17 protein-coding genes are annotated in these 19,346 nt (G+C 63.4%); 7 read left to right on the top strand and 10 right to left on the bottom strand.

Annotation, left to right across the window (positions count from 1 at the left end):
- The first annotated feature begins 7 nt into the window (after positions 1 to 7).
- The 5 genes from AWB65_RS25600 to AWB65_RS25620 are packed head-to-tail and all read left to right on the top strand — an operon-like array spanning position 8 to position 6,124.
- The gene (locus AWB65_RS25600) at positions 8 to 1,141 is read left to right on the top strand and encodes an NHL repeat-containing protein (protein ID WP_087669821.1); all 1,134 of its coding nucleotides are present in this window, start codon (positions 8 to 10) and stop codon (positions 1,139 to 1,141) included.
- 21 nt (positions 1,142 to 1,162) lie between these two features.
- On the top strand, positions 1,163 to 2,428 hold the full coding sequence (gene efeB / locus AWB65_RS25605) for an iron uptake transporter deferrochelatase/peroxidase subunit (RefSeq protein WP_087669822.1): 1,266 nt from the start codon (positions 1,163 to 1,165) through the stop codon (positions 2,426 to 2,428).
- Between the two features lie 37 nt (positions 2,429 to 2,465).
- Complete coding sequence (locus AWB65_RS25610) at positions 2,466 to 3,485, top strand: iron ABC transporter substrate-binding protein (protein ID WP_087669823.1); 1,020 nt, start codon at positions 2,466 to 2,468, stop codon at positions 3,483 to 3,485.
- A complete protein-coding gene (locus AWB65_RS25615) occupies positions 3,486 to 5,078 on the top strand; it encodes an ABC transporter permease (RefSeq protein ID WP_087669824.1) in 1,593 nt (530 codons plus the stop codon).
- A complete protein-coding gene (locus AWB65_RS25620) occupies positions 5,075 to 6,124 on the top strand; it encodes an ABC transporter ATP-binding protein (RefSeq protein WP_087669825.1) in 1,050 nt (349 codons plus the stop codon). The genes AWB65_RS25615 and AWB65_RS25620 overlap by 4 nt, the downstream gene beginning before the upstream one ends.
- 9 nt (positions 6,125 to 6,133) lie before the next feature.
- On the opposite strand, the gene AWB65_RS25625 is transcribed toward AWB65_RS25620, so the two are convergent.
- Together AWB65_RS25625 and AWB65_RS25630 are read right to left on the bottom strand one after the other, a co-directional pair.
- Positions 6,134 to 6,883 carry a hypothetical protein gene (locus AWB65_RS25625; RefSeq protein ID WP_087669826.1) on the bottom strand — a complete coding sequence of 250 codons (750 nt, stop codon included), beginning with the start codon at positions 6,881 to 6,883 and terminating at the stop codon, positions 6,134 to 6,136.
- A 134-nt stretch (positions 6,884 to 7,017) separates the two neighbouring features.
- A complete protein-coding gene (locus AWB65_RS25630) occupies positions 7,018 to 9,267 on the bottom strand; it encodes a beta-glucosidase family protein (RefSeq protein ID WP_200821798.1) in 2,250 nt (749 codons plus the stop codon).
- Between the two features lie 176 nt (positions 9,268 to 9,443).
- Here AWB65_RS25630 and AWB65_RS25635 point away from each other — a divergent pair, with 176 nt between their 5' ends.
- Entirely contained in the window at positions 9,444 to 10,457 is a 1,014-nt protein-coding gene (locus tag AWB65_RS25635) for a LacI family DNA-binding transcriptional regulator (RefSeq protein ID WP_087669827.1), read from the top strand.
- A 372-nt stretch (positions 10,458 to 10,829) separates the two neighbouring features.
- Here the strand turns inward: AWB65_RS25635 and AWB65_RS25640 are convergent, their stop codons facing one another.
- Positions 10,830 to 12,356 carry an amidase gene (locus AWB65_RS25640; protein WP_087669828.1) on the bottom strand — a complete coding sequence of 509 codons (1,527 nt, stop codon included), beginning with the start codon at positions 12,354 to 12,356 and terminating at the stop codon, positions 10,830 to 10,832.
- A gap of 173 nt (positions 12,357 to 12,529) precedes the next feature.
- The gene (locus tag AWB65_RS25645) at positions 12,530 to 12,862 is read right to left on the bottom strand and encodes a BON domain-containing protein (RefSeq protein WP_087669829.1); all 333 of its coding nucleotides are present in this window, start codon (positions 12,860 to 12,862) and stop codon (positions 12,530 to 12,532) included.
- A gap of 422 nt (positions 12,863 to 13,284) precedes the next feature.
- Here AWB65_RS25645 and pqqA point away from each other — a divergent pair, with 422 nt between their 5' ends.
- Positions 13,285 to 13,359 (top strand): pyrroloquinoline quinone precursor peptide PqqA, encoded by a 75-nt coding sequence (gene pqqA, locus AWB65_RS25650; protein ID WP_087655517.1) that lies wholly within the window; start codon positions 13,285 to 13,287, stop codon positions 13,357 to 13,359.
- Between the two features lie 125 nt (positions 13,360 to 13,484).
- Here the strand turns inward: pqqA and AWB65_RS25655 are convergent, their stop codons facing one another.
- The 6 genes from AWB65_RS25655 to AWB65_RS25680 form a co-directional block, all read right to left on the bottom strand.
- Positions 13,485 to 14,717, bottom strand: a complete 1,233-nt coding sequence (locus tag AWB65_RS25655) for a c-type cytochrome (RefSeq protein WP_087669830.1) — start codon at positions 14,715 to 14,717, stop codon at positions 13,485 to 13,487.
- Between the two features lie 95 nt (positions 14,718 to 14,812).
- Entirely contained in the window at positions 14,813 to 16,543 is a 1,731-nt protein-coding gene (locus tag AWB65_RS25660; RefSeq protein WP_087669831.1) for a methanol/ethanol family PQQ-dependent dehydrogenase, read from the bottom strand.
- Between the two features lie 338 nt (positions 16,544 to 16,881).
- Positions 16,882 to 17,169: a DUF4148 domain-containing protein gene (locus tag AWB65_RS25665; RefSeq protein WP_087669832.1), complete on the bottom strand. Its 288-nt coding sequence runs from the start codon at positions 17,167 to 17,169 to the stop codon at positions 16,882 to 16,884.
- Positions 17,170 to 17,256: 87 nt separating this feature from the next.
- Entirely contained in the window at positions 17,257 to 17,508 is a 252-nt protein-coding gene (locus AWB65_RS25670) for a type 1 periplasmic-binding domain-containing protein (protein WP_087669833.1), read from the bottom strand.
- A gap of 93 nt (positions 17,509 to 17,601) precedes the next feature.
- Positions 17,602 to 18,609 carry a Gfo/Idh/MocA family protein gene (locus tag AWB65_RS25675; RefSeq protein ID WP_087669834.1) on the bottom strand — a complete coding sequence of 336 codons (1,008 nt, stop codon included), beginning with the start codon at positions 18,607 to 18,609 and terminating at the stop codon, positions 17,602 to 17,604.
- Positions 18,610 to 18,632: 23 nt separating this feature from the next.
- Positions 18,633 to 19,346 (bottom strand): electron transfer flavoprotein subunit alpha/FixB family protein (locus AWB65_RS25680; RefSeq protein ID WP_087669835.1); only part of this gene is annotated, 714 nt, incomplete at its 5' end.

Genomic DNA, 19,346 nt, shown 5'->3' on the forward strand with positions numbered 1-19,346 from the left:
CACTTTCATGAAACAGATCAAAGCCAGAGCCAGACTCATCGCCGGATCATTGGCTGCCCTTGCCGTATCGATTGCGGGCATCGCGCATGCCGAACCGCAAGGCTTTCTCGAAACGATCAAACGTCACGCGACGCTCATCAATACCGTCCCCGAGAACGGCGACCAGAATCCGTATGCGCTGTTCGTCGCGCCCGTCTCGGCAGGCACGATCAAGAAGAACGACGTATTGATCGGCAACTTCAACAACGCAGCGAACCTCCAGGGCACCGGCAGCACCATCGTCAACTATCACCCGGACACGAAGCAACTGACGGTGTTCGCGACCGTGCCGCGTGACCTCAAGGAGTGCCCGGGCGGCATCGGCCTATCGACCGCGATGACGATGCTCAAGTCCGGCTGGGTCATCATCGGCAGCACGCCGAGCAACGACGGCACGACGGGCACCAAGGGCGCGGGTTGCCTCATCGTGCTCGACTCGCAAGGCAAGGTCGCGAAAACGATCGTCAGCCCGAACATCAACGATCCGTGGGGCAACATGGCGGTCGTCGATAACGGCGATCACGCGACGCTCTTCATCAGCATGGCGGGGTTCGGCGTGGGCAGCGCGGACGGCAATCCGCCTGTCTTCAAACAGGCCACCGTGCTGCGTCTCGAGCTTGATATTCCGCAAGGCCAGGTGCCGGTCGTGAAGCAGGAGACGGTGGTCGGCAGCAACTTCGGCGCGCAGGCCGACAAAGGCGTGTTCCTCGTCGGCCCGACGGGTCTCGCGCTGTCGGCGGACAACCAGCGGCTCTTCGTCTCGGATGCGATCGGCAATCGCGTGAACGTAATCGACGAACCGATGACGCGCGACACGAGCGCGGGCGTCGGCCGTCAACTGACCGCCGACGGCCTGCTGCATCGCCCGCTCGCGATGATCCTCGCGCCCAATGGCCACCTGCTCGTGACGAACGCGCTCAACGGCCAGATCGTCGAGATCGATCCGGAGTCGGGCAAGCAGATCTACGCGCGCTGGATCGATACCGACAAGGCGCAGACGCCGCCGGGCAACGGCGATCTGTTCGGCCTCGCGATGACGCCCGAAGGCGACGGCTTCTACTACGTGGAAGACGACGTGAACACGCTGGTGCTGGCGAAGTAGCGCTAACGAAGCAAGACAGTCATGACACACGACCAGTATCCGCCACGGCGGCGATTTCTCAAGGCGGGCGTCGCTGCAGGCGCGGCGATGGGCGCGAGCGCGGTGGCTCGACCGGCGCTCGCGCGCACGGCGGCCGATCCGCAACACGCGGTCGAGCCGTTCTTCGGCGACCATCAGGCGGGCATCGTCACGCCGCAGCAGGCTCACACGTACGTCGCGGTGCTCGATCTCGTCACCGGGAAGCGCGACGACGTGATCGCGCTCCTGCGCGAATGGACCGATGCCGCCGCGCGCATGACGCGCGGCGAGACCGCGAAGCCGCTCCCCGCGGACGACAAGCTCTCCGCGCCCGATTCTGGCGACGTGCTCGGCCTCGGCGCGGCGGGCCTCACGATCACGTTCGGCTTCGGCCCCGGCCTCTTCACCCGCGATGGCCACGACCGCTACGGCATCGCTGACCGGCGTCCGTCCGCGCTCGTCGATCTGCCGCGTTTCAACGGCGACCAGTTGATCGCGCAGAAAGCCGGCGGCGACCTGATGATCCAGGCCTGCGCGAACGATCCGCAAGTCGCGTTTCACGCGGCGCGGCAACTGGCGCGCATGGGCTACGGCGCCGCGCAGATGCGCTGGGGTCAGGCGGGTTTCTTGAGCGGCGCGCGCGGCGAGACGCCACGCAACCTGATGGGCTTCAAGGATGGCACGAACAACCCGCCCACCGCCGACGCCGCGAAGATGCGGGAGTTCGTCTGGGCTGCCGCCGCCGATGCGCCGTGGATGCAGGGTGGCACGTACACGGTGGTACGCCGCATCCGTATCACGCTAGAACACTGGGACAACATGGAGCGCGGCTTCCAGGAACAGGTGTTCGGCCGTGAGAAATACAGCGGCGCGCCGCTTGGCAAGAAAAAGGAATTCGATCCCGTCGATCTCGATTCGCTCGATCACGACGGCAATCCGCTGATTCCCGAGAACTCACATGTGCGGCTCTCGAATCAGGCGTCGAACAAGGGCGCGCAGATGTTGCGCCGCTCGTATTCGTACAACGACGGCACCAACTTCTACGTCGAGCGCTGGCCGCCGTGGCGGCAGGAGACGGAGTACGACGCGGGGCTCATCTTCATCGCGCATCAGAGCGACCCGCGCAGCGCCTTCATTCCGATCAACGAAAAGCTCGCGAAGTTCGATCTGATGAACCAGTTCACGACGCACGTCGGCAGCGGCATCTTCGCGTGTCCGCCGGGCGCGCGGCAGGGTTCGTTCATCGGCGCGGGACTGTTCCGGACCTGACCGGCTGCGACACCAGGCTGCCTTAACAGAGACCACCATGAAAACCAAGTCCCAACTCGGCGCGAAGCTGTGCAGCATCGCCCTGCTCGCGGCCGCCGCCGCGCTGCCGTTCGATTCGAGCGCGGCATCGCTCACGCTCTACAACGCGCAGCATGAACAGGTCGTCGACATGCTTGCGAAGGACTTCGAGAAGCAAAGCGGCATCAGCGTGAAGGTGCGCAACGGCGAAGGTCCGGCGCTCGCGGCGCAACTCGTCGCCGAAGGCACGGCCACACCCGCCGATGTCTACTTCACCGAGAACTCGCCCGAACTGATGCTGCTCGACGAGAAGGGCCTGCTCGCGAAGACCGACGCCGCGACGCTCGCCGCGATTCCCGCGCGCTACAACGCGCCGCAGGGCAACTGGGTCGGCGTCGTCGCGCGCGAGAACGTGCTCGTGTACAACACGAAGAAGATCGACGCCGCCCAACTGCCCGTCTCGCTGATGGATCTCGCCAAGCCCGAGTGGAAGGGCAAGATCGGCATCGCGCCGAGCGACGGCGACTTCCTGCCGGTGGTCAGCGCGGTGATCGCGATGAAGGGCGAAGCCGGCGCGCTGCAATGGCTCAAGGGCCTGAAGACCAACGCGCAGATCTTCGACGACGACGAGGGCGTGGTCGCCGCCGTCAATCGCGGCGGCGTCGCGACGGGCGTCGTGAACAACTACTACTGGGCGCGCTTGCATGTGCAGCTAGGCGACAGCGCGACGCGCAGCGCGATCTATCACTTTGGCCACGGCGATGTGGGCGCGCTGGTGAACGTGTCGGGCGCGGCCGTGATGAAGTCGAGCCAGAACCAGGAGGCCGGCCAGCGCTTTCTCGCTTATCTCGTGAGCGAACGCGCGCAGGATCTGATGGCGAAGAGCCATGTCGGCTTCGAGTATCCGCTGCGTGCGGGTGTCGCGCCCGATCCGCTGCTCAAGCCCTTCGATCAGCTGAGCCCGCCCGCGCTCACCATCGAGCAACTCGGCGACGACAGCAAGGCCGCGAAGCTGATGCGCCAGGCAGGTCTGCTGTAAATGAGCGACGCCGCATCGGCTGTGTTTTCAGCACGCGGCAGGAAGCGCGCGCCGCGCAGCCTGTTCGCGGCGGCGGGTCTCTGTGCGTTGCTGGTGCTGATGCCGCTCGCGTTCACGCTCTACCGGGCCGCGAGCTTCGGCTGGAACGATATGTTCGATCTGATCTTCAGGCCGCTCGTCGGCGAGCTGCTCGTCAATACGCTGATGATCACCGTCGGCGCGACGCTCGCCTCGGCCGTGATCGGCACCGCGACCGCGTGGGCCGTCGAGCGCACTCGCCTGCCCGGTCGCGATCTGTGGGCGGCGCTGACCGTCGCGCCGCTCGCGATGCCCGCGTTCATCACGAGCTACGCGTGGGTATCGCTCTCGCTCGATTTGCAGGACTTCGCAGGCGCACTGCTCGTCATCACGACGGCCTACTTTCCGCTCGTCTACCTGCCGGTCGCCGCCGCGTTGCGCGGCATGGACCCGGCGCTCGAAGAAAGCGCACGCGCGCTAGGCTGCGGACGCGTCGCCGTGTTCACGCGGGTCGTGCTGCCGCAACTGCGGCCGTCGCTTCTGGGCGGCATGCTGCTCGTCGCGCTCGGTGTGCTGTCCGAGTTCGGCGCCTTCACGCTGCTGCGCTTTCGCACCTTCACCACACAAATCTACGCGGAATATCGCACGAGCTTCGATGGCGGCGGCGCCTCCGTGCTCGCGTGCATCCTGATCGCGATGTGTCTCGTGTGCCTTGCGCTCGAAATGCGCGTGCGTGGCGCGACGCGCTATGAACGGCTCGACCGCGGCGCGCGCCGTGCCGCGCTGCGCTACGACCTCGGCGCGTGGCGCTGGCCCGTCGTCGCGGGCTTCGTGGCGTTGAGTGTGGTCACGCTCGGCGTGCCGCTCGGCATGATCGGCTACTGGCTCACGCAAAGCGGCGCTGCGGCTGTCACGCCTGCCGAGGTTTCGCCGCAACTGCTGCTGAGTTCGACCGCCGCATCGCTCGGATACGGCCTCTCGGCCGCCGTCTTTACGACGCTGCTGTGTGTGCCGCTCGCCTTCCTGCTCGTGCGTTTCCCGAGCCGGCCGGCGACGATCTTCGAACGCATCGTGTTCCTCGCGCAAGGCTTGCCGAGTCTGGTCGTCGCGCTCGCGATCGTTTCGCTTGCCGTGCATGCGCTGCGGCCGCTGTATCAGAGCGCCGCACTGCTGGTCGTGGCGTATGCGATTCTCTTCATGCCGCTCGCGCTCGTGAGCGTGCGCGCTGCGCTCACACAGGCGCAGCCGCGCCTAGAGGAAACCGCGCGCTCGCTCGGCATCGGCTGGAGCGAGACCGCGCGACGCATCGTCCTCCCGCTCGCTGGCCCCGGCTTCGGCGCCGCTGCGACGATGGTCTTTATCGCGGTCGTCACCGAACTCAATTCGACCCTGCTGCTCTCACCGATCGGCACGCGCACGCTCGCAACGCAAGTGTGGAGCGATACCTCCACCCTTGCCTTCGCCGCCGCCGCGCCATATGCGGCGTTGCTCGTCGGTATCTCGCTCGGGGCATCGGTGACGCTGTTCGCGTTGCTCGGCAAATCGGCCGTGCTCGGGCGGAGCGCATCGACGTGAGCGATCTTCGCATCAGCGGCCTCACGAAATCCTTCGATGGACATGCGGTGTTGCACGGCATCGATCTGTCTGTTGCGGCCGGAACGCTACTCGCTCTGCTCGGACCATCGGGCAGCGGCAAGACGACGCTTCTGCGCGTGCTGTGCGGCTTCGAACGCGCCGATGGCGGTACGGTCGAGATCGATGGACGGCTCGTCGCGGGCGATGGCGTGCACGTGCGGTCGGAGGCACGGCGAATCGGCTACGTGCCGCAGGAGGGAGCGGTGTTTCCGCACTTGTCGGTGGCGCAGAACATCGTGTTCGGCCTTCCGCGTGCCCAGCGTCGCGCGCGGCATCGTGTGGATGAACTGCTGGAACTCGTCGGCTTGCCTGCCTCCTACGGTGACCGTCCGCCGCAGGCGCTCTCCGGCGGCCAGCAGCAACGCGTGGCGCTCGCCCGGGCGCTTGCGCCTGCTCCTTCGCTCGTGATGCTCGATGAGCCTTTTTCGTCGCTCGATACGGCGTTGCGCATCGAGACACGCGAAGCCGTGACGAGCGCGCTGGCGGCGGCGGGCGCCACGGCGGTCCTCGTCACGCATGACCAGTCGGAGGCGCTTTCGCTCGGTCACGCCGTGGCCGTGCTATCGAATGGCAGTCTCGTGCAGACAGACACGCCCGAAGCGCTCTACCGCCGCCCTGCCACGCCTGAACTCGCGACGTTCATCGGCGATGCCGTGCTACTGCCGGGCGTGGTGCATGGTGATCGGGTGCAATGCGAGATGGGGCGGCTGACGCTCGGCCGAGCCGCGCACGCCGGCCTCGTCGATGTCATGATCCGGCCGGAGCAGATCCGCTTTTGCAGCGGCACCGACATCGATCAGGGACATGAAGCGACCGTCGACAACCTCACGTTCTATGGACACGATGCCACGGTCGGCCTGCGCCTCGTGAACAGCGCCAGCGTCGTGTCGGCGCGGGTCGCGGGACATCTGAGTCCGAGGATCGGTGAGCGGGTGAGAGTGCGGGTCGAGGGCGAGGTCATTGCGTACTCACGCGTGAAGGAGTGACCCGGCGCATCAGCTATCGAGCGAATCCTTGTGCGCTGCGCGCCGGTGCAAGCGGTTGCGCAGACGTCCCGCCAGGAAAGCGCCGATGACCGCCGACAGATAGACCGTCACGAGGTTGTCGCGCCACGCATTCAAATCGGCACGGTGCTCCACGAACGTCGGATCGGATGTCAGATGAAGCGTATTCTTTGCAACGACGGCGCTCGACATCCGCACAAAACCGATCGCGGAAAGTAGCGGTAGAACAATGAGTACGGCGACCAGCACGGGCTTGGCGCGGCGCACGAAATCATAGTGGCGAAACCGGAGCCACAATCCGAGGCAACCGTGCACCCAGCCGGGTGCCAGCAACGCAAGCTGCAAGCCTTGCGTGCCGCTGTTGATCAGCGACACGACGATCTTTTCATAGTCCGGTTCAAAGTTGTAGAGCGATGCGGCGAGCCGCGTACCGACCGCATGGCGGATAAGAAGCAGAGGGAGACTGAGACCTGCCCAAAGGCGGATCCATTCGGTCGCCGGAAGTGTCCAGTGGCGGCGTTCGTAGATCGTGCGCAACGCCATCGTGAAATGCACGCCTGCGGCGCCATACAGCAGGATCGTGCCGGGCGTGCCGTACCACAGTCGAATGGCAAGCGTCAGCCCGTGCTCGGCAAGATCCAGCGACCAGATGCCTAGCGCGTGATTGATCAGATGAAGGGAAAGATAGGTCAGCAGGACCACGCCCGACGCAAGCTGCAGGTTACGCAGGATTGTTTGCACTTCGGTTCCCCTTCGTCTGACTGAAGTACCGGCGACAGCGCGATTTTATTCCCAGTTCCCTCAGGCTGAACAATCACCTCGTCGGCACCGGGCGCCACAGCAACGCTGCTGCAGCGCCCGATGACTACCCTCGCCTATTTGCCCACCGACAACGTCGAACTCAACGTGAGATTGTCCGAAGCGTTGCCGACCATTACCTGATACTGCCCGCCAGCCGTTTTCCATTGTTGCGCGGTCGTATCCCACGTGCCGAGCGGATGGCTCGCCGCGTTCGGATCGATGACGATCTGCACCGTCTTTTTCTCCCCCGCCGCGAGCAGCACCTTCTGGAATCCGACCAGGCGCTTGGGCGGCTGTCCGAGGCCGGCAGGCAACGACAGATAAACTTGCGGAACTTCGGCGCCGGCTACCTTGCCGCTGTTCTCGACATCGACCTGCACGGTGATCGGCTTCGTGCCATCGGAGGCTTGCGGCGTCACCTGCAATGCCGACAGCTTGAAACTCGTGTACGACAACCCGTGACCGAACGCGAACAACGGCTTGACGTTCTGCGCGTCGTACCAGCGATAACCGACCTGCAATCCCTCTGAGTACGTGACCGTCGGAACGCCGTTGAGGTTGACGCCAGGATATTGCGCAGGCGTGTTCGCCGGCCAGTCGCCCGCGTTCTTCGGGAATGTCACGGGCAACTTGCCCGACGGATTCGCGATGCCGAACACGAGACCCGCCACGATATTGCCGTCCTCCTGACCCGGGAACCACGTTTCCAGCACGGCGGGAACCTGATCGATCCACGGCATCAGCGCGGACGCGTTGTCCTTCATCACGACCGCCGTGCGCGGATTCGCGGCGGCGATGGCGGTGATGACCTGATCCTGATGGTTCGACAACTCGATGCTCGGTCGATCCGCGCCCTCCTCGGCAATCGTTCCGGCCAGCACGATCACGACGTCGGCCTTCTTTGCGGCGGCGACGGCGTCGGCGAGATTGCTGTTATCGTCGGCGATGATGGTGAGGTTCGCGGTCGCACTCGATCCGAGTTGTTTCAGCGTATTCTGCACGCCTTCGAGCGGCGTGACCGTATAAAGCGGGATCACGTCGGAGCTGCCGCCGCAGCAGCCAGCGACCGCTTTGTTCGCATACGCCGACTGTCCGATCAGCGCCACGGAATGCACGGTCTTGGCGTCAAAAGGCAACACGTTGTTCGAATTCTTCAGCAAGACCGCCGATTGCTCGCCGATCGCGCGCGCGATGGCGCCGTCGCCAGTTGCGTCGATGGCCGTCTGCGTCACCGGCCGGTCGAAGATGCCCAGCTTGAACATCTGCGTATAACGGCGGCCGAGCGCGGTATCGATGTCCGACTGTTTGATTTGCCCCGCTGTCAGCGCAGCGTTGATCTTCGGAGGCGTCCACCAGGTCGTGAGCGGCGGCACGTCGATGCCGGGCATTTCGTTGTCAAGGCCGGCGAGCATCGTATTGGCCGTGCTGTGCGCCGCGAAGAAGTCCGACTGCACATAGCCCGTGAAGCCCCATTGACCGCGCAGCACGTCGGTGAGGATGTGCTTGTTCTCGCACATCGACGCACCGTTCACCGAGTTGTACGAGCACATGACCGAGGCCACGCCGCCGTCCTTCACGGCCATCTCGAACGGCACCATATACAGTTCATGCAAGGTCTTGTCGTCGATGTTCTCGTTGATCGTCATGCGATTCGTTTCCTGCTCGTTCGCGACGAGATGCTTCGCCATCGCGATCACGCCGTGCGACTGAATCGCCTTGATCTCGGCCACGCCCATCATGCCGCTCAGGATCGGGTCTTCGCCGAAGTACTCGAAGTTGCGGCCGAGCGTGGGATTGCGCGCCAGATTCATGCCGGGACCTTCGAGCACATGCAGCGCGAGATTGCGCGACTCGCGCCCGATCACATCGCCGAACTGGCTCGCGACGGCCGTATCGAACGATGCCGCCACGGCCATGCCCGACGGCAGCGCCGTTGCCTTCGCCGAAGCAGGGCTCGACAGCGAAGCGAGTGGCAGCCCCGGCAGATCAGGCGACACGCAATCGTTTTGCCCGACGCCGACGGGCCCGTTGGTCACGCGCAACGTCGGAATCTGCAGGTCGGGAATACCCGTGATGTGCCGGCTGCCGTAGCAGGACGGAATCTCCGGCACCACGCCCGGCGACCCGGTGAGCTGCGCGATCTTTTGCTGCGGTGACATGGCCGCAAGAAGCAACGCCGTGCGCTGCTGAGGCGGCAACGAGGTGTTCATCCATGCGTGCGCATTCGCAGCCGTCGGCGTGCCTGCGTCGTCATGTCCGCCACCGCAACCAGCCGTGACGATCATCGCAACTGCCGCGCTCAACAACGTTCGCTTCATCATCATGCCCTCTCCTTTGAGTCAAATAAAATTCGTTGAATCGTCATCCTAATTAACGGGTCCTTATCGATCCAATTCCCGACCGACCGGCTACTTTTACTTACGGCGATGCCAAGTTACGTCGTACACTCGAACAATTCACGCGGCGCGCCGCGCATCCCATCGTATTGAACGTTTCCCCTATGAAAAGAACTTCGGCGACCATTCGCGATGTTGCGGCACTGTCGGGCGTCTCCGTTGCAACCGTGTCGAAATACATCAACGGCACCAAGCGCTTTACCGAGCCGGTCGAAGCGAAGCTCAAGGCGGCCATCGAGCAGCTCGGCTACCAGTCGAATCCGCTCGCGCGCTCGATGGTCACGAAGCAGACGCGCACCATCGGCCTCACCATTCTCGACATCAGCAATCCGCACTTCACCAACGTCGTCAAGGGCGCGAACCGCGTGGCGCTCAAGCACGACTACACGCTGCTGCTCGTCGACGTCGATGAAAACCAGGCGCGCGAGCGACCGCTCGTCGAGGCGCTCGCGCGCCGGGTCGACGGTTTGATCCTCAGTTCGAGGCTGCCCGAAGAAGCGTCGGACTGGCTGCTCGATCTCGACAAGCCCGTCGTGCTGCTCAGGCGCAGCGAGACGCTGCCCATAGCGAGCGTCGGCATCGACAACCGGCTCGCCACCTTCATGCTGACCCGGCATCTGCTTGATCTAGGCCATCGCGATTTCGCCTATCTCGGCTTCGGGCAGGCGCGCATCAACGACGAGCGGATCGCGGGCGTACGCGATTGTCTTGCTCAGGCCGGCCTCGAACTCGACGTGCACGATGTTCACGCGCCGACTACCCGCGCGGGCGAGCAAGCGTGTTCGCGCGTGATGCTCGGGCCGCGCCGTCCTCAGGCGGTCATTTGCTACAACGATCTCATTGCATTCGGCTTCATCAAGGCGGCCACCGCGCTCGGCATCAACGTGCCTCGCGACGTGTCGGTGACCGGGATCGACAACGTGCCGTACGGCGAGATATCGGCACCGACTTTGACGAGCGTGGACACGCAGAGCGAAATGATGGGCGAGATCGCCATGCAGAAACTGATCGATGCGCTCGCGGGCAAGGAAGCGATCGAGCATGTGACCATCGAGCCGTGCCTCGTCGTGCGCGAATCGACCGCGCTGGCTGCCAAGCCCGCGAAGAAGGCGCTTTGATGTCGCGGTGCGAGCAGACGTGCGTGGCGTTTCGCGACTATCTCGACGATCGCAGCAATGAAAAGTAGCGCTTGGGCGGTTAAGCGGCGTCGGCTCGCAACTCTTGGCATGAGTGTCTCCGCGCGGCTCGCGAGGTCGCGAGGCGCGTATCTGGGAATAAGAGGATTTTCCCAATATGTGTTTGGGAAAACGGTTACCCAGATTAACGAGTTTTGATCGGGCTTACCAACGCTTTCGCCTAAGTGGTTTCCCTGAGTGAGTTTATCCCCTCAACCTGCCCGGCCCGCACGTGGTTCTTTTACTGGAGCGAGACCACCACCAACGCGATTCGGCAGCGTTATCCACATACCCGCTCATGTCGATCAACGCGATTCACACCGCCGACGCGCCGCCCTGGTTTTCACCCGTCGAATCAAGAACAGGCGGCGCAGTAACGATCGACTTGAGCGATGGCGTCGGCTGCGTGAGCTTTGAAAAATCTGGACGCGGGCGACGCAGCGCAGGCACGGCATCGAACGCCTGTTCGAACGCATGCGACACCGCGAGCGTCTTTCGGTCGCCACGAAATGGCCCGACAATCTGCAAGCCGAACGGCATGCCCGCATGATCGACGCCGCAGGGCAGCGAGAGCGCCGGATGCGTCGTGAGCGTGACCACGTACGTGAGCGCGAGCCAGCGGTAGTAGTTCTCCTGCGCGCGACCGTTGATCTGCGCCGCGTACAGTTCCTGCCACGGGAACGGGGTAACCGGCGTCGTTGGCGAAAGGATCACGTCGTAACGCTCGAACGCGCTTTGGAAACGCTGGAAGATGCGTGTCTGCTCGGCTTGCGCCCACGCGCTGTCCGCAAGCGACATCGTCGCGCCCATCTCGTAATTGGCGCGCGTGTTCGGCCCGAGCGCACCCGGATCGCGCGCATAGGCTTCGCGCAGGCCCGCGACGAAACTCTCCGCGCGAATCACGTCGAACGCGCGATGGACATCGCCCAGATCGAAGGCCACTTCCTCGCACTTGCGAACCATCGGCGCGATGGCGGCGATGCGCGAACGGAACGTGGAGCGGATCGCGTCGTCGACGTCGCAACTGCCGAAATCTTCGGTGTAGCCCACGCTCAGCGACGAGAGATCAAGTGGTTCGAGCGTCGCGAACGATAGAGAATCGACCGCGTAACTCAGCGGATCGCTGGTCGAGAGGCCGGCGGTCGCGGCGAGTTGCAGCGCGGTTTCGGCGACCGTGCGTCCCATCGGACCGACGACCGAGAGCGGCGTCCAGCCGAGCAGCCGCCGCGAATTGGGCACGAGTCCCGCTGATGGCCGGAAGCCAACTACGCCGCATTTCGACGCGGGAATGCGCAGCGACCCGCCCGTGTCCGATCCGGTGCAAACCGGCAGCATGTCGCAGGCAAGCGCCGCCGCCGATCCGCCCGACGAGCCGCCCGCGTTCAGTTCCGGACTAAAGGGATTGCCGGTCGCTCCCCACACCACGTTGCGCGTGTTCGCACCCGCGCCGAGTTCGGGCACGTTTGTCTTCGCCACCAGGATCGCACCGGCGGCGCGCAGGCGTTCAACCAGCACGACGTCACGCGAAGGCACGTGGCCGCGCGACATCGGCGAACCGTAGGTGGTGAGAAGACCAGCCGTATCTTCGAGATCCTTCACGCCGAGCGGCAGGCCGTGCAGCAGTCCGAGCGGCTCGCCATTCAATACCGCGCGCTCCGCGGCCTTCGCAGCTTCGCGCGCCGCTTCGAAGCAGGTTGCCGTCACGGCGTTCACGGCCGGGTTGATCGCTTCGATGCGCGCGATGCAGGCGTCGAGCAACTCCACCGGTGAGATCTCTCGCGCTCCGATCAAACGGCGAAGTTCGACGGCCGTGCGGCTCACGAGATCGGCGATGTCATTCATGGCTGGGTGTCATGGTGGACGGCGAATGGAAGGGAGCCGCAGAGCCGGAACCGCTCGCCAGCGTGCAATCGAGCTAAAGTCTCGCTAAGCAGATGAAAATCATTGATTAATTAAATCGCCCACTCCATCGCACCGCGTGGGATGCAGTCACAAAAATGCAGTGGGCTCGAACATCAATGTCCCGCTTCCTCGACGGTCAAATTGTTCTTGACCGACGACACGCCCGGAACCCCCTCAGCAACTTTCGCTGCAAGATCTATCTGCGTCTGATCGGGAGCCATTCCCACCAACGTTACCTTGCCGCCACGAGCGACGGCGTGAACGTCGGCAGATTCCAGGCCCTTTTGCTTGTACAACGTCGTCTGAACTTTCTTCGCCAGTTGCCGATCCGCTGCTCTAACCGACGATTTCGTTGCGCCAGCCTCTTGCGCACCAACAACGGGAACGGTAGCGACGATAGCGCTGACGGCTACCACAGCGGCGAGAAAGGTGTTGATTGATTTCATCTCTTCTCCTTCAGAAGGAAGTAGCAAAACTGCTTGGGACGACGCAAAAGATCACAAGTCATAACACGCTGCGTAGCGAAAAGTGCGCAAACTGGCGTTGATGACCTGCGGCCACGACTTTCGGGCAAACGAATTGTAAGCTCTTATTGTGGGTTGTACAGTGACGCAGGCTGGTCGTGGGGTAACGCCAACGTACTTCCGAAGGGCGTATGCACGGTTTGAAGTGTGTCGCGCTGTGGCGTTGCATCCGGGAACAGCGTTGCTCCACGATGAAACAGCGCGTCGGCATGTCGCTTCGGCGCTTCGATGCAAAGCACGAGCAATGCAATGATCTTCAGCGCTCGGCACAGAGTTTGCATTGAGAGACCGGCCGTGCCTCTTGCACGGACTTCGAAGCAAATTTTTATTCCAGGGAGACAACCATGCAGTGGACCACACCCGCCTTCACCGACTTGCGCTTCGGCTTTGAAATAACGATGTATATCGCCGTTCGATAGCGCGTCCAACGGCCGCTTGCACATGCCACCTCAGGCATGCGCGGCGGCATCACCGATACGATTCAGGAATTGAAAAACCCCGCTGCCAAACATCGGCTAGCGGGGTTGTCCAACGCCCACGGCGTCTATTGCGAGTTGCCGGCGTTAAGCGGTGTCGCGGAAGCGCGCGCGGCGTCGGCCGTGAGCTTGGAACCGCCCGCGCTATAGCCGTTCGAGAACAACAAAAACGCCATGATGTCCGCGTATTCCTCGTCCTTCATCTTGCCCGGCCGGTCCGCGGGCATGTTCGTCGCCATGTAGCCATAGATGCCGCCGATCGTGAGATGGGCGTCCTTCGCCGGCGCGAACGATGGGCCCCGCAGCGCAGGCGCATTGACGCCGCCCAGATCGGCCCCATGACACTTCGCGCACGCGCTTGAGTACAGCTTCTTGCCATGCGCGACCTGGCCCTTGTCGAAGGAAGGAACATCGCCGCCCGCAGCAGCCACCTTCACGAAACCTCCCGTTTCCGAAGACGTGGCGCTCGCCAGAACGCCCGATCGGCGGATGCCAGTCGAACGCACCGGGCCGTCGAGATACGCGTATTTCGTCGATGACGCTTGCGCTGTACGCGCGCTGTCGGGCAACGCCCACGCATCGGTCAGCGCAGCGAGCCGGCCGTCGGCGGCCATCTTCGCGAGCGCCGCATCGATGCGCGGCTGAAGTGCGGCGTTCTTCGCACCGAATGCGAAGACGAGCCGCCACTCCGCATACGGAGACGTCGTCGCTGACACGTTGAAGCGCTGTTTCGGATGGTCGAGCGTATAGGCGACCACCGCCGGATACCACACGATCGCGCGTGTTGCATGCCCCGTCGCGACCGCCTCCACCGTTCGCTCGGGCGTATTTTCCAGGTCCAGCTTGACGTCCTGTTCCTGGACCGCGATGAGCTGCGCAGGGCTCGCGTACGTGGCGGCAACCACGTTTGCGCGCCCTCGCTGTGCGACCGGATCGACGGTCGTCACGCTAACGTAGCCCGAGCGCAGATAATCCCGGGACAAGACCACCGCGTCGCCCGAGCCATCGGCGACCGACGACTGCGGGAAGCCGGCAATCGCATCGCAACTGCGCCCGAGCGTCTTGTGGAGTTCCTTGAGGGAAACGCCGTCATCGTCGCCCTCCCCGATTCCATCTTCGATGATCGATGCGGCGATGCCCGCGGTCTTGAACGCCTCCCGCGCGACGGCACGGTCCAGCGCGGCCGATGGGCTTCCGGGAAACGTACATACGCGCACGCCGGCAATGGACGTCGTTGGAACGAGTGCAGCGCCAAACACTAGCAGGCTGGCGGCTGCAGCCTGATGCAGACAAGTTTTCATGATGGGACTTCCGAATTAGGCTTGGGACACGAGGCTCGAGGCGTCACGCTGTCTCACCCGCGTTGCACGGGCGAGACAGCGCGCGATGTCGCGAATCAGCTGTGGTTAAGCGCGAACACGTACAGCGTTCCGCCGACCGGAATCTTCTCGGCGGCCTTCGCCATCGGGCCGCCCCAGATCGGGTTGGCGCCGCCGTAACCGGCCAGAATCGCCACGTATTGCTTACCCTCTATCTCGAACACCGAAGGCTGCGCAATAACGCCGCTCGCGAGTTTCGGGCTTTGCCAGAGCACCTTGCCGGTCGCTTCATCGAAGGCCAGCAGATGACCGTCCAGCGAGCCGCTGAATGCAAGGCCGCCGGCGGTCGTCGCGACGCCACCGTTCCACGGCAACTTCGACCAGTGGCTCCAGACCTTCTTGCCCGTGTTGACGTCGATTGCCTGCAATTCGCCGTAGCCCTGGCTGCCCGGTTCGGGCTTGATCTCGAATCCCTCGCCCAGATACGGAAGCCCCTTCATGTACGTGACCGATTTGCCGGACAACGTCATGCACGCATGCAGCGATGGAACAATGGCAAGATGCTTTTCCGGATCGTACGACGTGGACCACCAATTCTTGCCGCCGAGGAAGCTCGGGCAGGTCTCGATAGTCGTGCCCACTTTCGGGTACTTCGTTTCGTCCTGGATCGGCGCGCCCTCCGCCGTGTAGCCCGTGACCGAAGTCGCTCTGACGAACGGCTTCGCGTAGATCAGCTTGCCATTGCTTCGATCGATCGCATGGAAGTATCCGTTGCGGTCCGCGTGAATGACAGCATCGTAGTCCTTGTTCTCGTAGTTGATCTTCGCCAGCACCGGCGTATTGACGCCGTCGTAATCCCAGGTGTCGTGTCGCGTGTATTGATAGTGCCACTTGATGTCGCCGGATTTCGGGTCCATCGCCAGCAGCGAGTTCGAGTAGAGGTTGTCGCCCGGCCGCAGATCCGCAAGCCACGGTCCGGGGTTGCCGACGCCCCAGAACAACGTCTTCGATGCGGGATCGTAGGTGCCCGTCAACCACGCCGGCGCGCCGCCGTGTTCCTGCGTGCCGTCAGGCCAGGTATCGCCATGCTTTTCGCCCGCGCCCGGCACGGTATAGCGTTTCCACAGGACGTTGCCATCGTCGGGATTGAGCGCCGCGATGAAACCCCGCGCGCCATACTCGCCCCCTGCGCTGCCGACGACTAGCGCACCGTCGAGCGCAAGCGGAGCCAGCGAGAACGCGTAGCCAACGCCCGGCTCGAACATCTGCTTCTTCCACACGACCGCACCGGTCTGCGCGTCCAGCGCGGCAACCTCGCCACTGAGCATCGCGACGTAGACGTTCTTGCCGTAGAGCGCGACGCCCCGGTTGATCACGTCGCAACACGCGGTCTTGAAGGATTCGGCGCCCAGCTTCGGTTCGTATTTCCAGAGTTGCTTGCCCGTCGCGGCATCGAATGCATAGACGTTGTCCTTGGGCGTCGTGACGAACATCAGCCGTCCGTTGACGAGCGGCGTCGCCTCGAAGCCCTGCTTAAGCTCGGCGGGAAACTTGTAGCTCCACACCTGCTTGAGGCTTTTGACGTTTGACGTCGTGATCTGCTTGAGCGGCGAATGGGCGTGACCGTCGTAGGTACGGTAGTAGGTGAGCCATCCCGGATCGCCTTGTGCCTGCGTGAGCCGGTCATAAGTCACCGGCGGATAATCGGCGGCCGCGCCTGCCGCCGCACTGAACGTCAGACCGACGGCCACAGCGATGCCGATCGCAGACGTCGCTGCCAGCGTAATGGAACCTACACGTGTTTTCATCCCTGTCTCCTGGTGAGCAGTCGACGCGATGCTGGTCGCGTCTTTTGTGTCTTGTGGGTATGGATGTGCTGCGCGACGAATAAGGCAAATCGCATGCCATCGCTTTGAACACGGCCTCGCCGGGCGGCGCGCTATGCGTGGCGCGCCAACGAATACGCGTTAGTCAGCGTTGCTGGCTGCGGGACAGTGCGCGTGAGCTGTTGTGTCTTGGTACAGTGAACGAGGGAGGTGTTACTCGATGGCGCAGCTTCGATTTGCCTTGCAGGCATGGCTGTAACTGCGGAGATGTCTCGACGAAGCGCATGCGCCCGAGAATGCGACAGCGCCTTTCGCCGCCGCTAGGGAGCCGATCCAGCAGGAGCGGCCAACGCTTTTTTTTGTTCTATCTTGCGCTGGGCGTCCTGTATGTTCTGCGGATAGTCGCGGTCTTCGAGGGTCGACTGATACCCGTTCGCTCGCAATTCGGTCAGTTCAGCGTCCCGCCGCGCCCGGCGTGCGTCGCGGTCCTCCTGCTGTGATTGCGCTGCACACGGAATCCACAGAGCCGCGAGCAATACACATGTGATGCGTGCCGCCGGTATCGCGCTCGACTCATCCATCATGGCCTCCTCGATGCATGCCTTCATCGCTGCGGTTGCGCGATCTGGCCGCCTCGGTGGTCTCGCCGTTCGGCAGCACTGACATGCACGATACCATCGCGGCGGGGACGACCGTTAGCCGCGCGGTCCGAAGGAAACCCTCGTCGGGACTATGTCCAGCGTTTCATTCAAACGCGCCCAGACCGTTGTTCCGTCTGCGCGAATCGCTTCGAATTCCTCCTTCTGCCCGTCGAGCCCGAGCACCTTGATCTCGCCCGACCGGCTGCTCTCCCTGATCGCCTGGAGCGCACCGAGGTCCATCTGGCCGTTCGCTGCGAACACGGGGTCGATCGTGCCGGCAGGATGCGCCTGCAAAATGTTCTGCATCGTCGCGTAGAGCGTTGAAAAGCTGCGGCGAATTTGCCTGAGCGATGTGGTCGCCGAGGATCGCGACGATTTGGGCTTTTCCGTCGATGTGCGTCACGGGCGGCGTTCCGTGTTGGCAGTAATGCGCTCAATCAGACGCTGCACGCGCAGCGCATCATCACCGGTTGCCAGCGGCGCGCGATCTTCGCGTATGGCGGCCACGAAGTCCTTCAGCAGATCGCGATGGGCCGTGTGAGAAAAGTCCATCGGCTTTGCGCCGAACCCGGACGACGAGGGGTCCTTGAATTCATCGACTCTGCCATCGCGAAAGAACACGCGCAGGTGACCGCCTTCGAGCACGGCCGTCCCGTTCTCGCCGATCAAATCGATGCGCTCGGGAAAGCCGGGAAACGCGGCCGTCGTCGCGAGTATCTGGCCCGCAGCACCGCTCTCGAACGTGAGTGCGGCGCTTGCGAAGTCTTCCGCTTCCATCGAATGCAAGGCCGTCGTTGCGGTTGCGGCTACCACCTCCGACACGTCGCCGGCCAGCCACAGCAGAATATCGAGCGAATGAATCGCCTGCGTCATCAACACGCCGCCGCCGTCGCGTGCATACGTGCCGCGGCCGGGCTCATCGTAGTAGGACTGTGGCCGCCACCAGCGCAGATCGACGCCCGCAAAGGCGATCGGTCCGAGTGTGCCGTTCGTCGCCAGCGCCGCAAGCCGCTGGACAGCGGGACGAAAGCGATTCTGAAACACCACGCCGAGTCGCACGCCGGCATCGCGGCAAACCTGAACCGTGCGTTCTGCGCGAGTCATCGATATGTCGAGCGGCTTTTCAAGCAGCACGTGCTTGCGTGCGGCCGCGGCCCGCTCGACGAGCTCAAGATGCGTGTTGGGTGGCGCAAGCACCAGCACGGCATCGACGCTTCGATCGTTCAACACTGCGTCGAATGACTCGCTGACCGGGAAGCCGTGCGTGCTGGCGAAGTGCTTCAGCCGCTCCGGCGAACGGCCGACCACGCCCACCACTTGCACTTCGTCGTTCAATTCTTTTAGCGCGAGCGCATGAGGCGTGGCAGCGAGCCCTGCACCAACGATCGCGATTCGAGTTTTGCGCATCGGTCCGTCCTTGAAGAGCGTGTTTAGATTAGTGCGGTCAACTCCGGAACGGCTTCGAAAAGGTCCTGAGCCAGTCCGTAATCCGCGACGCCGAAGATCGGCGCTTCCGCGTCCTTGTTGATCGCGACGATGACCTTCGAGTCTTTCATCCCGGCCAAGTGCTGGATCGCGCCCGAGATGCCGACTGCCACGTACAACTGCGGTGCGACGATCTTGCCGGTTTGCCCAACTTGGTAGTCGTTCGGGACGAAACCCGCATCGACCGCTGCGCGCGATGCGCCGAGCGCCGCGTTGAGCTTGTCCGCGAGCGGTTCCAGAACTTTCGTGTAGTTTTCGCCATTGCCCAAACCACGACCACCCGACACGATGATCGACGCCGATGTCAGTTCCGGACGATCCAGCTTCGTGAGTTCGCGCGACACGAATTGAGAAATGCCCGCGTCCGCCGCCGCTCCGATCTTCTCCACCGATGCACTACCGCCCTCGGCCGCCACCGGATCGAAACCCGTGGAGCGGACGGTGATCACCTTGATCGCATCGCTCGATTGGACGATGGCGATTGCGTTACCGGCATAGATCGGGCGCTCGAACGTATCGGCGGAATCGACTGCGGTGATATCGCTGATTTGCGCGACATCTAAATGCGCCGCGATGCGCGGCGCGATGTTCTTACCGTAAGCGGTAGCGGGCGCGAGAATGTGCGAATAATCCTTCGCGATATTCAGCACCGTTCCTTC

Origin of the sequence: Caballeronia humi, from assembly GCF_001544475.1 — a bacterium.
Lineage (GTDB): Bacteria > Pseudomonadota > Gammaproteobacteria > Burkholderiales > Burkholderiaceae > Caballeronia > Caballeronia humi.

What these genes read in the sequence shown, in the direction of transcription:
- AWB65_RS25600 (WP_087669821.1), top strand. Translation starts at nt 8, where the DNA reads ATGAAACAGATCAAAGCCAGAGCCAGACTCATCGCCGGATCATTGGCT.
- efeB (WP_087669822.1), top strand. Translation starts at nt 1,163, where the DNA reads ATGACACACGACCAGTATCCGCCACGGCGGCGATTTCTCAAGGCGGGC.
- AWB65_RS25610 (WP_087669823.1), top strand. Translation starts at nt 2,466, where the DNA reads ATGAAAACCAAGTCCCAACTCGGCGCGAAGCTGTGCAGCATCGCCCTG.
- AWB65_RS25615 (WP_087669824.1), top strand. Translation starts at nt 3,486, where the DNA reads ATGAGCGACGCCGCATCGGCTGTGTTTTCAGCACGCGGCAGGAAGCGC.
- AWB65_RS25630 (WP_200821798.1), bottom strand. Translation starts at nt 9,267, where the DNA reads ATGATGATGAAGCGAACGTTGTTGAGCGCGGCAGTTGCGATGATCGTC.
- AWB65_RS25635 (WP_087669827.1), top strand. Translation starts at nt 9,444, where the DNA reads ATGAAAAGAACTTCGGCGACCATTCGCGATGTTGCGGCACTGTCGGGC.
- AWB65_RS25640 (WP_087669828.1), bottom strand. Translation starts at nt 12,356, where the DNA reads ATGAATGACATCGCCGATCTCGTGAGCCGCACGGCCGTCGAACTTCGC.
- AWB65_RS25645 (WP_087669829.1), bottom strand. Translation starts at nt 12,862, where the DNA reads ATGAAATCAATCAACACCTTTCTCGCCGCTGTGGTAGCCGTCAGCGCT.
- AWB65_RS25655 (WP_087669830.1), bottom strand. Translation starts at nt 14,717, where the DNA reads ATGAAAACTTGTCTGCATCAGGCTGCAGCCGCCAGCCTGCTAGTGTTT.
- AWB65_RS25660 (WP_087669831.1), bottom strand. Translation starts at nt 16,543, where the DNA reads ATGAAAACACGTGTAGGTTCCATTACGCTGGCAGCGACGTCTGCGATC.
- AWB65_RS25665 (WP_087669832.1), bottom strand. Translation starts at nt 17,169, where the DNA reads ATGAAGGCATGCATCGAGGAGGCCATGATGGATGAGTCGAGCGCGATA.
- AWB65_RS25670 (WP_087669833.1), bottom strand. Translation starts at nt 17,508, where the DNA reads ATGCAGAACATTTTGCAGGCGCATCCTGCCGGCACGATCGACCCCGTG.
- AWB65_RS25675 (WP_087669834.1), bottom strand. Translation starts at nt 18,609, where the DNA reads ATGCGCAAAACTCGAATCGCGATCGTTGGTGCAGGGCTCGCTGCCACG.